General features: G+C 44.6%; 10 protein-coding genes and 1 pseudogene. 9 read left to right on the top strand and 2 right to left on the bottom strand.

All coding sequences use genetic code 11. From position 1 onward, the window contains the following. Positions 1–30: 30 nt before the first annotated feature. Positions 31–1,261: pseudogene (locus tag DW965_RS04920) on the top strand (MATE family efflux transporter). A 91-nt stretch (positions 1,262–1,352) separates the two neighbouring features. Here DW965_RS04920 and miaB read toward each other — a convergent pair. Together miaB and DW965_RS04930 are read right to left on the bottom strand one after the other, a co-directional pair. After that, complete coding sequence (gene miaB, locus DW965_RS04925) at positions 1,353–2,837, bottom strand: tRNA (N6-isopentenyl adenosine(37)-C2)-methylthiotransferase MiaB (protein ID WP_117761538.1); 1,485 nt, start codon at positions 2,835–2,837, stop codon at positions 1,353–1,355. A gap of 105 nt (positions 2,838–2,942) precedes the next feature. After that, on the bottom strand, positions 2,943–4,043 hold the full coding sequence (locus tag DW965_RS04930; RefSeq protein ID WP_119198106.1) for an SLC13 family permease: 1,101 nt from the start codon (positions 4,041–4,043) through the stop codon (positions 2,943–2,945). Positions 4,044–4,091: 48 nt separating this feature from the next. Between DW965_RS04930 and DW965_RS19080 the strand changes: the two genes are divergently transcribed. From DW965_RS19080 to DW965_RS04960, 8 genes are all read left to right on the top strand, one after another. Next, entirely contained in the window at positions 4,092–4,250 is a 159-nt protein-coding gene (locus DW965_RS19080) for a hypothetical protein (RefSeq protein ID WP_156327599.1), read from the top strand. A 408-nt stretch (positions 4,251–4,658) separates the two neighbouring features. Next, positions 4,659–5,159 (top strand): TRAP transporter small permease, encoded by a 501-nt coding sequence (locus DW965_RS04935; protein ID WP_119198107.1) that lies wholly within the window; start codon positions 4,659–4,661, stop codon positions 5,157–5,159. Further along, a complete protein-coding gene (locus tag DW965_RS04940) occupies positions 5,156–8,542 on the top strand; it encodes a TRAP transporter large permease subunit (RefSeq protein WP_119198108.1) in 3,387 nt (1,128 codons plus the stop codon). The genes DW965_RS04935 and DW965_RS04940 overlap by 4 nt, the downstream gene beginning before the upstream one ends. A 195-nt stretch (positions 8,543–8,737) precedes the next feature. Beyond that, a complete protein-coding gene (locus tag DW965_RS04945; RefSeq protein WP_147345100.1) occupies positions 8,738–10,132 on the top strand; it encodes a hypothetical protein in 1,395 nt (464 codons plus the stop codon). A 165-nt stretch (positions 10,133–10,297) separates the two neighbouring features. Further along, a complete protein-coding gene (locus DW965_RS04950; RefSeq protein ID WP_055266023.1) occupies positions 10,298–10,480 on the top strand; it encodes a plasmid partition protein ParG in 183 nt (60 codons plus the stop codon). Positions 10,481–10,506: 26 nt separating this feature from the next. After that, on the top strand, positions 10,507–10,869 hold the full coding sequence (locus DW965_RS20870) for a type I restriction-modification system subunit M N-terminal domain-containing protein (RefSeq protein WP_330420906.1): 363 nt from the start codon (positions 10,507–10,509) through the stop codon (positions 10,867–10,869). Positions 10,870–10,884: 15 nt separating this feature from the next. Next, positions 10,885–12,288 carry an HsdM family class I SAM-dependent methyltransferase gene (locus DW965_RS04955; protein WP_330420907.1) on the top strand — a complete coding sequence of 468 codons (1,404 nt, stop codon included), beginning with the start codon at positions 10,885–10,887 and terminating at the stop codon, positions 12,286–12,288. Between the two features lie 2 nt (positions 12,289–12,290). Further along, entirely contained in the window at positions 12,291–13,598 is a 1,308-nt protein-coding gene (locus DW965_RS04960; RefSeq protein ID WP_158568561.1) for a restriction endonuclease subunit S, read from the top strand. Position 13,599 lies beyond the last annotated feature (1 nt).

Raw genomic sequence — 13,599 nt, forward strand, 5'->3', positions numbered from 1 at the left:
TTTCAGCAGCTTTACAGCTTTGTGGATTCCATGGTCGTTGGAAAGGGGATCGGAGATGTGGCCCTGGCAGCGGTTGGAAATACCAGTTCGGTACATTTTTTGATTCTCGCTTGCCATGGGGCTTACCGGAGGACTTGGGATCTGTATTTCCCACTCCTTTGGAGCGAATGATATCGAAAAACTGCGGAAAGAAATTGCGATGTCGGTTTATATCTGCCTTGCCATTGGAATTGTAATTACGGTGGGCAGTCTGTTTTGGATGCGCCGTCTGTTTGTCTTTCTCCAGACACCGGAGGATATGATGACAGACACTCTGGTTTATTTTGGAACCATTCTGGCGGGCAGTACCGTTACCATTTTTAATAACTTTGCCATGACGCTTCTCCGGTCCGTCGGAAACAGTAAAGTGCCGCTGGCTTCTATGATCGTTTCGTCGGTGGTCAATATTGTGCTGGATCTTCTATTTGTATTTCCGTTTGGCATGGGCGTGTTTGGAGCGGCGCTTGCAACGGTTCTGGCGCAGGTGGTTTCTGCCCTTTACTGTCTGGTATATATCCGGCGCGCCGCAGAACTGCTTCCGCGGAAAACAGACTGGAGGGCAGATGGTGTACTTCTTGGCGCACTCGTTGGAAAAGGCCTGCCGGTAGCTGTGATGAATTCTGTAACTGCGGTGGGCGGTATGGTCCTTCAGGTTTTTGTCAATCAGATGGGAACGGCTTATGTCGCAGCTTATGCTGCATGTATGAAGGTGTGCGGTCTGTTCGAGCAGCCGGGTATAACACTTGGACTTGCACTTCTGACTTTTACAGGACAAAATTATGGAGCCGGAAAATACGACCGGATCAAACAGGGAGTCAGGGCAGGTGTCGTGCTTTCTGTCCTTGTCAATCTTCCTTTTGCAGCACTGGAAATTTTCTGCCCGAAGCTTCTGGCATCCCTGATGCTGAATGATGCGACAGTCATTTCCTATACCTGTATCTTTCTGCCGGTTACCGGAGTTGCCCTGTTCGCCCTTGGCTGGCTGTTTGTCTTCCGAAACGCCTGCCAGGGAATGGGAAAAACAGTTCTGCCGATGGTGTCCGGGATTGTGGAGGTTGCCATGCGCGTCATGGTTGTGCTGCTTTTAGCACCGCGCCTTGCGTTCCGCGGAGTGGCATTCGCAGAAATTTCCGCATGGGTCGGAGCTGGAGTTATGCTTATGATTACCTACTTCTTTTATCAGAGGCGGCTCTCCGGGAAAACTCCAGATGTGAGAGGATAAAAGGAGAAGTTATATATAAAAACCTTGCCTGCACAGCTTTGTAACATAGTCTTTTCAAAGACTGAAAAACTGTGCGGGCAGGGTCTTTTGGTTAAACAAGCGTTCCCATATAGTAGAAGCCGCGGCATTCGTCCAGGGAAACGTTCCGCAGCGTTCCGATCATCGAAGCATCTCCCGGGAAATGAACCAGCGTATTGTTGCTCATACGGCCGGTGACAAGAGAAGCGTCCTGCTCATTGATACTTTCCACCAGAACTTCCTGTACGGTATGAAGATGTCTTGCGGTTACCTCGCGGGAAATTTCCTGGACCTCGGCAAGAAGACGGTCAAAACGGTCTTTTACAACATCCGCCGGGATCTGGTCTTCCATGGCAGCTGCCGGTGTTCCGGTTCTTCTGGAATACTGGAAGGTAAACGCGCTGTCGTAACGAACGCGGCGGACCACATCCAGTGTTTCCAGAAAATCTTCTTCGGTCTCACCAGGGAAACCAACGATAATATCTGTTGTCAGAGAAATATCCGGCACTTTTGCGCGGATTCGGTCTACCAGGTCAAGATACTGCTCTTTGGTATAACGGCGGTTCATCAGTTTTAAGATACGGCTGCTTCCGGACTGGAGCGGAAGATGAAGATGGAGGCAGACCTTCTCGCAGTCGCGCATTGCATCGATCAGTTCTTCCGAGAGATCCTTCGGATGTGAGGTCATGAAACGGATGCGTTTCAGCCCTTCAATCTGATTTGCCTTGCGCAGAAGCTGTGCAAACGTCATCGGCTCCTCGAGATTCTTTCCGTAGGAATTGACATTCTGACCAAGCAGCATGATTTCAACAACGCCGTCTGCAACGAGGCGTTTGATCTCTGCGATGATTTCCTCCGGCTTCCGGCTGCGTTCGCGGCCGCGCACATACGGTACGATACAGTAGCTGCAGAAGTTATTGCAGCCGAACATAATATTAACACCCGACTTGAACGGATATTTGCGGTCAACCGGGAGATTTTCCACGATTTTGTCGGTATCTTTCCAGATATCGATCACCATGCGGTCCTCTGTCATGCAGCGGACAAGATACTCGGCAAAGCGGTAGATATTATGCGTTCCGAAAATCAGGTTGACGAAATGGTAGCTTTTTTTGAGTTTTTCGACAACAAGCGGCTCCTGCATCATGCATCCGCAGAGGGAAATAATCATGCCCGGATTTTTCTTTTTGTACTTGCCAAGCTGTCCAAGGCGACCGTAGACACGCAGATTTGCGTTTTCACGGACGGTACAGGTGTTGTAAACAACAAAATCGGCATCTTCGGTCTCCACAATGTGGTAGCCGACGGTTTCCAGAATTCCCTCCAGCTTTTCGGAATCGCGGGCGTTCATCTGGCAGCCGAAGGTTGTGATGCAGGCAGTCAGATACTCTTTTCCGTTTTGTTTTGCACGCTCTGGTACGAGCTGCTGTTTTAAAAGTGCCATAAAGTAATACTGACGCTGCGGTTCTGTCTCCGGCGCCGGAACAGTAATGTCAACATTTGCAAGATCAATACCGGAAACCTCGGCATCCGGAACGTTTCTGAGATCTATCTTCATAAATGAAACCCTTTCTTTTTCAATATAAAATGCTAAGTACAGTAATAATGAGACGGTATAAAATGCCGTGAAAAAAGACCCGTACAGCCGGATCTTCTTTTTATTTTAGCGTATCTGATACAAAATAGCAAGAAAAACAAGATTGAAAACAGTAAAAACCAGGATATATTTTTTGCGGCAGGAAGCGTCTGCGGCCGTAATCTGGCGATAGGAGATCAGGCTTGCCATAGATGCAATTAAAGTCCCGAGGCCGCCGAGGTTGGTTCCTACAATCAGTTCCGGGATTTCTTTTGTATATCCGGAAAGCAGCATGGCGGCAGGAACATTGCTGATGATCTGGCTTGTGAGGACGGAAAGAAGCCGTTCGTGTCCGGTAATCATCTGTTCCAGATAAATACGAAGCGCTGCCATTTGTTTCATGTTTCCAATAAAAAGAAAGAAAAACACAAAAGTGAACAAAAGAGAGTAGTCTGCTCTGCGGTAAAGGCTGCGGTTCACCAGGCAGATCCCGGCAATCGTGATCAGAAGCAGAATACTATGCGGGAGAAGTTTGGCAACCGTAAGAATACAGCAGAAAAAAAGAGCTGCAAAAACTGCGATTTGCCGCGGATGAGTAATCGCTTTTTTCTCCAGGGAAACGGAAATTTTCTTTCCGGAGAAAAACAGAAAAATGCAGATCAGAAAAAGAACTGCAGCACCCAGAGTATAAGGCAGCATCATAAGCAGAAACTGCAAAAGGGAAAGTCCGGAAAGCGAATACAGATAAAGATTCTGCGGATTGCCGATAGGAGTAAACATACTGCCAAGGTTTGCAGCCATGGTCATAAAGGTGACAAGAAGTATTTTTTTCTGCTCCATATGGCACATTCGCAGAAGCAGAATGCCAAACGGAACAAAGGTAATCAGAGCGACATCATTGGTAATCAGCATGCTGCAGAAAAAGCACAGGGAAATCAGAAGCAGAGCAACCATCCGTTCTGAGTTTACATGCCGGAGAAGACTGGTGCCAAGCCAGTCAAATACGCCACATTCCCGCAGGCCCACGACAATCAGCATCAGACAGAACAGCAGGATCAGAGTATGAAAATCCAGATAGCCAAGATACTGTGGACCGGGAGGACAGAAAAAGCAGGAAAGCACTGCAAGAAAAAAAGAGACGGTAAGCACTGCATCTTTTTGAAAAAAGGAAATCAGTTTTTTTATCATAAAAATCATCCTTTCATGAATAAGCAGGACTGATGTTGGAAGATCGAGATGAAAAATCAGGCTGCATATTTCGGATACCGCAGATTATTATATAAAAGATATGGAAAAGATGCAAGAAAAAGGTCAGAAACCGAAAAAAATGCGGTTTTTCAAAAAATCGACAAATTTTTCCAGCCAATTCTTGACAATCAACAAAAATCGCGTTAAAATTGCTTCTGTCGTGTAAAAGCAAATTCTGAGAAAAGAAAAAGTAAATGCAGACAAATCGTTTTCAGAGAGCTGCCGGAAAGATGCGAGACAGCAACGAATCTGGATTGAAAATCATCTTGGAGAAGGAAAGCCCAACGAATCGGCCGTGTATCGTACTATGTGCCGGAATTCCAGTAGGTTTTCACGGGAGTTTCCCGTTACAGAAACCGCGTATGCTTGTGCGTTGTATTCGTGCTTGTTTCAAAGAAGAGACAAGGGTGGTTGCGGGAAAAGAACAGTTCCGTCCCTCGTTGAGGGGCGGATTTTTTTGTTTGTCAGCTGCAAATTCACCCCGGTAATACAGCCTGGCAAAGAATAGATCCTGCTGGAACATTGTACCCGACAGCGGGAAAAGGGAGGAAACATATGAAAGTGTACAAAAAAATCATGAATGGACTGGCATTTGTTGAGAAACTGGTTCTCGTGCTGTCCACGATCCTGATTGTTGTGCTTACGGTGGGAAACGTTCTTTCCCGTAAGGTACTGCATCAGTCCTGGTCATTTACCGAAGAGCTTGTCGTTGCGGTATTTGTCCTGATTACACTTCTCGCAGCAGCGCTTGCTGCCCGTGACGGAGAACTGGTCAATCTTTCTTTGCTGCCGGACCGTCTTTCTGCGAAGGCGAGAAGAATCCTGTTGGTTGTCAACACAGCATTTAGTATTGCCTTTACCGTAGTTCTGTTTAAATACGGCATGGACAAGGTACTGACCCAGCTTGCCAACGGAAAGAGAACGTTCGTTTTAAACTGGCCGGAATGGATTTTCTGGTCTTTCGTACCGATCGGCGCAGCCTGCATGACGCTGCACATGATTGAATATCTGATTGATACATTCGTAAAAGCAAAAGAGGAGGGACAGAAAAAATGATCAGTGCAATTCTTTTTCTTTCATTCTTTGTTTTTCTGATCCTTGGTATCCCGATTGGCATCTGCCTTGGTCTGTCTTCAATCTGCGCGATCCTGTACTCCGGTACATCCCTGACCATCGTAGCAACCAATATGTATTCCGGTATCAGTAAATTTTTGCTCCTTGCCATTCCGTTCTTTGTATTGTCCGGAAACATTATGGCAAAAGCGGGCATTTCCAAACGACTGATTCGTTTCGTCGACACCTGCGTCGGCCATAAAAAAGGCGGTATCGCCATCGTATGCGTTATTGTAGCCTGCTTCTTTGGTGCGATTTCCGGTTCCGGTCCGGCAACCGTAGCAGCACTTGGTATGGTTCTGATCCCTGCCATGATTGAGCGAGGCGGATTTTCTGCTCCGTTTTCCACGGCCCTGATGGCGACGTCAAGTTCGATTGCGATCGTCATACCGCCGAGTATTGCATTCGTTGTTTATGCATCCATCACAGGCGTATCCATTGCCGATATGTTCACAGCAGGTATCGTTCCTGGTATTCTGATGGGTGTGGCCCTTGTCATCGTTGTTCTTCTGGAGGCAAAGAAACACAACATTCAGCCGACCCAGAAAAAAGCAACAGCCAAAGAAAGATGGGATGCCTTTAAAGATGCTTTCTGGGGATTCTTAATGCCGGTCATCATCCTTGGCGGTATCTATGGAAGTATTTTCACCCCGACTGAGGCAGCAGCCGTTTCCGTTGTATACGGTCTGTTTGTCGGAATCTTTATCTATAAAGAAATTAAGTTGAAAGATCTGTGGGGTCTGATGGTAGATTCTGCCAAAACAACCGGTGGAATTATGCTGATCGTCGCAAGTGCTTCTCTGTTCTCCTTTGTCTGCACAAAGTTTGGTATTGCGCAGGCAGCATCGGATCTTCTTGGAAGCGTTGCTCATAACCAGTTTGTATTCCTCCTGATTGTCAATATCATTTTCCTGATTGCAGGATGCTTTATCGATGCAAACTCTGCCATGTACATTTTCATCCCGATTATGCTTCCGGTCTGCAAAGCCCTTGGCTATGACCTGGTAGCATTCGGTATCGTGGCAACGGTCAACCTGGCCATCGGACAGGTAACTCCGCCGGTCGGTGTCAACCTGTTTGTTGCCATTTCCGTAAAACTGAAAAAAGGAATGGAAGTTACCATTCAGCAGATTTCCAAAGCCGTTATGCCAATGATCGCAGCATCGGTAGCAGTTCTGCTTCTGATTACGTATGTTCCGCAGATTTCCACGTTTCTTCCAAAAGCACTGGCAAAAGACGGAGCTTATACCGGAACGGTAGCAGCAGCAACGAATTCCGATACTTCCGGCAGCGATGGTGCGGATAGCAGTACAAATGGAACTTCCTCCGGCAATGAGGATTACAACGATATCGCTGATTACAGTGACCTTGGATGGGAAGAGCAGACCTGGAATTTTACCTGCTCCACCACCGAGAACAGTACCTGGGCAGAAGGCGGACGCAAGTTCGGCGAGCTCATGGAAAAAGCAACCGGCGGCAAGATCAAAGTCAATGTATACGCCGCAGACCAGCTGACCAACGGAAACCAGTCCGAGGGAATCCAGGCACTGATGAACGGAGATCCGGTACAGATTTCGATGCACAGCAACCTGATTTACTCTGCGTTTGACCCGAGATTTAACGTCGTATCTCTTCCGTTCCTGTTTGATTCCGTAGAAGATGCGGATGCAAAACTGGACGGCGAGGCAGGCGAAAAATTAAAAGCAATCCTCGATGAGTACGGCCTGCACTGCATGGGAATCGCTGAGAACGGTTTCCGCCAGCTGACCAACAGCAAGCAGGAAGTAAAAACCGTCGATGATATGAAAAACCTGAAAATCCGTGTCGCAGGAAGCAACCTGCTGATGGAGTGCTACAAACGCTGGGGTGCCGATGCGACCAACATGAACTGGTCCGAGACCTACACCGCCCTGCAGCAGAAAACCGTAGAAGGCCAGGAGAATCCGCTGCCGGCTATCGACGCAGCCAGTGTACAGGAAGTACAGCCGTACTGCTCGATGTGGAATGCGATTTATGACTGCCTGTTCTTCTGCATTAACGGAGATATCTATAACAATCTGACTCCGGAACAGCAGAAAGTTGTCGATGAGGCCGGACAGAAAGCCGTCGATTACGAACGTGCGATCAACCGTGCCGGTGACGATGAGATCATGAACCGCTGGCAGAACGAGAACGGTGTCAAGATCACAAAATACGAAGATATGGACATCGACTCCTTCAAACAGGCGGTAGACGGTGTAGATGCCTGGTATCAGAACGAACTGGAAAGCCAGGGCTATGACGATGCCAAAGATCTGATCGAAACCTTCACAAAGAAAGATACTTCGTCCGCAGGAACCTATGATGTAGAAGAAAGAAGCGATCTCGACTGGCCGGAGCAGACCTGGAACTTCACCTGCTCCACGACAGAAACCAGTACCTGGGCAGAAGGCGGCCGGAAGTTCGGAGAACTGATCGAAAAAGCAACCGGCGGCAAGATCAAAGTCAACGTATATGCCGCAGACCAGCTGACCAACGGAAACCAGTCCGAAGGTATCCAGGCACTGATCGATGGAGATCCGGTACAGATTTCAATGCACAGCAACCTGATTTACTCTGCATTTGATCCGAGATTTAACGTCGTATCCCTTCCGTTCCTGTTTGATTCCGTAGAAGATGCGGATGTAAAACTGGACGGCGAGGCAGGCGAAAAATTGAAAGAGATCCTTGATGAGTACGGCCTGCACTGCATGGGAATCGCTGAGAACGGTTTCCGTCAGCTGACCAACAGCAAGCAGGAAGTAAAAACCGTCGATGATATGAAAAACCTGAAAATCCGTGTGGCAGGAAGCAACCTGCTGATGGAATGCTACAAACGCTGGGGCGCCGATGCCACCAACATGAACTGGTCCGAGACCTACACGGCCCTGCAGCAGAAAACCGTAGAAGGCCAGGAAAATCCACTTCCTGCTATCGATGCAGCCAGCGTACAGGAAGTACAGCCGTACTGCTCGATGTGGAATGCAATTTATGATTGTCTGTTCTTCTGTATTAACGGAGACATTTATGACAGTATGACACCGGAGCAGCAGGAAGTGATCGATGAGTGCGGTCGTCTGGCAACACAGTATGAGCGTGAAATCAACCGCGCCGGTGATGATGAAATCATGAACCGCTGGCAGAATGAAAATGGTGTTACCATTACCAATTATGAGGATATGGACATCGATTCGTTCAAACAGGCGGTAGACGGCGTAGATGAGTGGTATCAGAAAGAACTGGAAGGACAGGGATATGATGATGCCAAAGAGTTGATTGAGACGTTTACAAAAGAGGCAGCTTCGTGAACATCTTTATAAGATTTGCTGAGTTTGCCTGAAAAAATAATGTAACAAACTACATATTTGGTAGAAAATAAAAATTCATCCATGACTTGGAGGTCTCTGGTGAGACTGCTTCCGGGCGTGGGTGGATTTTTTTATTTGAGTTTTCCAGGAAAACAGGTATACTGGATGGTATCAGAAAACGGGAGAGTTGGAGCAATGAAACAGAAAAAAGAACGGGAAAAAGAAATCAGCCAATGGCCATGGATTTCCATGCTGCCGTTCGGAATCCTGGCGGGATACTGGGGAGATAAGGAAGTGCGGATCACGGCAATTTCGGAATATGGCTTTCAGACCCGCCTTGCGGCACCGGCCACAGTTGAGCAGAAAAACGCACCGTGGGAACTGGCATTTTATGATCAGAAAACGGCATCCTACCAGCGGATTCTTCTTCGTGATGCGACTTTTCTGCAGGAAAAAGAGGAAGATTTTGATGTTGTTTATACCTTCACTACGGAACAGGAAGATTATCGAAATGCGGTACAGCACCTTGCCCTGCAATACAGCCAGTATATCCGGTGGAAAATGGAGGACGATGATGCCGCCCTGGCAGAGCATATGACAGGATATCCTGCGGAGCAGGACGCGTTTCATCTGGAAAGCCTGGAAGAGCAGAAGAAGGTATGGTTCTCCGGAATCGGAAAGGAAACATTTGTGACATTGCAAAATGGCTTTGTGGGATCCGGGCAGCCCGGGCAGCCGGTCGAGCTGGCACTCGAACTGGACCGGCCGGAATGGTATACGGCGTATCTTTCGATGGAAAGTGCGGTGTTTTTTGATGCTTATTTTCGGAAAAACCAGATTCCAGATCCGCCGATTTTTCACCCAGACCGGCTCTATATAGGAAATGCTTTCTGCCCGCATCTGGCACCAAAAGAAGAGGAACTGTTCGCACTGATGGATAAAGCCTGCCGGGAGTCGTTTGCAGTTACACTGGTCTTTCCTTTCCTGCTGGAAGAAAATCTGTCGGAAACGCAAGCACGTCTGCAGCATCTTGCCAGATGGTGTGAACAAGAGAACAAAACCATCGAGATTGTCGTAAATGACTGGGGAACGGCCCATCTGGCAGCTCAGTTTCCGGTGTTTTCCCTCTGCCTCGGCGTGCTGCTCAACAAGCGGAAAAAAGATCCGAGGATGGCCTATAAGCTGGGAGAACGTATACTGTTTGAACAAAACAGCGTTCATGCGGCGTTTTACCAGGAATATTTAAAAGAAGAATTTCGGATGGAACGGTATGAATGGGAGAGCTGCGGCGATACCAGTACCGGGAAGTTCCCGGAAGGGAAAAACAGTCTTCATCTTCCCTTTTATCAGACCAATACCTCGCAGTATTGTCCAATGTATGCAACGTGTGTCGAAGGAAGCCGAGGAGCCCAAGTGCCGGTGCGGAAGTGTCCCAGATTCTGTGAAGAACAGGCGTTTTTGTATCCGGAGCATTTGCGGATTGTGGGGAGGTATAATTCGTTGTTTGGGGTGGATTTGGATGTGTGGAAAAGAATGGAGGAAATGTTGAAGCTGCGTGGAGTGGATCGGGTGGTGGTGAATTTGTTATAGAAGAAAATAAAAACAAACGAGACGACTTATTTATATGGATTTACATAGACATGCGCTCGGATAATATGATTTATCGGTTTTGAAATAATCTTCCTTGAGTGTCTGATGAAATCATGATAGTATGAAATCATAAATAAATGATTTCGCTGAGAAAGGAAATTTTTGATGATAAATAAGAATAATATGGTGGAGCAGGCTACACCACAACAGAAGAAAGTACCAATACAGTTTTACTTAACAGAGGATATGAAAAAACGTTTGAAAATGTATTGTGTTGCAAACGATACAAATATGAAAGATGTGTTGGTCGATATATTAGATAAATTTTTAAAGTCTGAGGGATTTTAGAGGAAAGTGGAAAAGGAGAAAACACAATGGCGAATAGTGATGAGTTAATTACAAGCGTTGGTAAAAATTCTAATGATACAGCAGCTCTTGTATGGTCTGTTGCAGATGACCTTGTAGGTGCATACAAACCACATGAATATGGTCTTGTTATCCTGCCTATGACAGTAATCAAGCGTTTTCATGATTGCTTACTGCCAACACATCAGGCGGTTCTTGATACATACAAAAAAGTAGAAAAGCTGGCTGTAAAAGATGGTTTTCTGCGTAAAGCATCAGGCTATCAGTTTTACAATACAAGTCCATTTACGTTCAAGACATTGATTGCTGACCCTGAAAACATTGTAGATAATTTCAAGGCGTATCTGAATGGATTTTCCGACAATGTATAGGATATTCTTGCACGTATGGATTTTGATTCTCAGATTAAGCACATGGAAGAAGCAGGTCTTCTGTATCAGGTAATCTCTGATTTTTGTACAGATAAGGGTGATTTTTCTCCTGAGAAAATTAGTGCGGTTGATATGGGATATGTGTTTGAAAATCTTGTTCGTAGATTTTCTGAATCTTATAACGAAGAAGCCGGAGCACATTTCACAAGCCGTGACATCATCTATCTTATGAGTGACCTTCTTGTAGCTGGCGATGAATCAGCATTTACAGGTGATGGCATTTCAAAGACAGTCTATGATATGACGATGGGAACATCTCAGATGCTTACCTGTATGGAAGAAAGATTGAAACAGATGGATGCGGATGCGGACGTTACTGTATTCGGTCAGGAGTTCAATCCGTTTACATTCGGTATTGCAAAGGCTGATATGCTTATTCGTGGTGGAGACCCTAACAATATGCAGTTCGGTGATACCTTATCTGATGACAAGTTCAGCGGATATAAGTTTGACTATATTATCAGCAATCCGCCGTTTGGTATTCCTTGGAAACGTGAGGAAAAGGAAGTAACGGCTGAATATAAGAAAGGTACAGCCGGAAGATTCGCACCGGGACTGCCAGCAAAAGGTGACGGACAGCTTTTATTTATGCTGAATGGTCTTGCAAAGTTAAAAGATGATGGTCAGATGGCAATAATCCAGAATGGTTCATCTTTGTTTAATGGTGATGCTGGTTCTGGTCCTTCTGAGATTCGTAGATATCTTATTGAAAATGATTGGTTGGATGCCATCGTGCAGTTGCCTAATAATGCATTTTATAATACAGGCATTGCGACATACATTTGGATTGTGATGAAGAATAAGCCAGCGATACATCAGGGTAAAGTACAGCTGATTGATGCATCAGGGTGTGCATCTAGCAGACGTAAAAATATCGGTTCAAAGAATGTCGATATCTCAAAAGCTTGTAGAGATTTGATTATTGAAGCGTATGGTGCGTATGTAGATGGTACATATAATGGTGTAGATGAAAATGACAATACAATCATTGTAAAGAGTAAGGTCATGGATGCTATAGACCTTGGCTATAACAAGATTGTAGTGGAAACACCGCAGTTCGATGATGATGGAAATATTATCATGAAGAAAAAGAAACCTGTAGCAGATACATCGAAACGTGATACAGAAAATGTACCATTAGCAGAGGATATTGATGCATACTTTGAGCGAGAAGTAATTCCGTATAATCCACATGCTTGGATTGATAAAGCCAAAACAAAGGTCGGATATGAGATTCCGTTTACCAGAACATTTTACGAATACAAGCAGATTGAACCATCAGACGTGATTGCAGCGCGTATTGAGAAACATGAAAAGAGCCTGATGGCAAAACTGCATGATTTGTTCGGGGGTGAATGATTATGGGAACTGTAATTAGACTTGAAAATGAAATGAAAGATAGTGGGATTGATTGGTATGGTTTAATGCCAGCAAATTGGGAAATTAAACCAATTTATGCAAGCTTAGATGAAATCAATCAAAAAAATAATCCGATTATTACTACAAATATTCTTTCGTTGACCAATACAGATGGTGTTATTCCTTATTCAGAAAGAGGAAATCAAGGTAATAAGTCGAAAGAAAATTATGAAGAATATAAAGTTGTATATCAAAATACAATTGTTGCTAACAGTATGAATATTTTGATTGGTTCAGTCGGTTTATCAATGTATGAAGGGTGTGTGAGTCCAGTATATTATGTATATTGTGCTAAATCTAATGTAGATATTCGTTATATGAATTATCTTTTTCAGATGGAGCAATTTCAAAAAAAATTGAGACAGTTTGCAAATGGTATTTTGGAGATTCGTTTGCGTGTGTCTTCTCATGATATTCTTCATCAGAAAGTAGCTATGCCACGTTTATCTGAACAGCAAACTATTGCTGATTATTTGGATGAAAAATGTTCTAAAATTGATAATATTATTGCAGAAGCGAACGCAAGTATTGAAGAATATAAGGAACTGAAACAGACTGTAATTTTTGAAGCTGTTACAAAAGGTCTTGATAAAAATGTTGAGATGAAGGATAGTGAAAACTTAATTATTGGAAAAATTCCAAAACATTGGAATATGGCGAAGGTTAAAAATGTTGCGACTAGAATAACGGTTGGTGTTGTAGTTACACCTGCTAGTTATTTTGATGATAAAGGAACTGTTGCTTTTTTACGAGGGATTAATGTTAAGGAGTATGTTATTAATTCTGAACCAATGGTGTATATTACCGAAGAAACAAATGAAGAACTTTCTAAGACAATTGTTCACACAAATGATTTAGTGATTGTCCGAGATGGTGCAATAGGCGTTACGGCTGTTGTACCTAAAGAATATGATGGTTCAAATGTGGTTTCAATGATTATCGTTTCCACAATAGATGAATATAATTCTGATTTTTTGTGTTATGTTTTAAACTCGTATGTAGGGAAGATACAGTTTGATTTAACAAGAATTGGGTCAGCATTATCACATACGAGTGTTTTTTCAGTTTCTAATATCGAAATTCCAAAACCTTGTATTGACGAGCAAAATGAAATTGTAAAACAATTAAAAAAGCAACATGAAAAATTAGATTCCCTCATTGCTGAAAAAGAATCTCTTATCAAAGACCTTGAATCATATAAAAAATCATTGATTTATGAAGTAGTTACAGGAAAAAGAAGGGTGGTATAAC

The organism is Blautia sp. AM47-4 (assembly GCF_003479865.1).
In the GTDB taxonomy this organism is placed as follows: Bacteria; Bacillota; Clostridia; order Lachnospirales; family Lachnospiraceae; genus Fusicatenibacter; species Fusicatenibacter saccharivorans.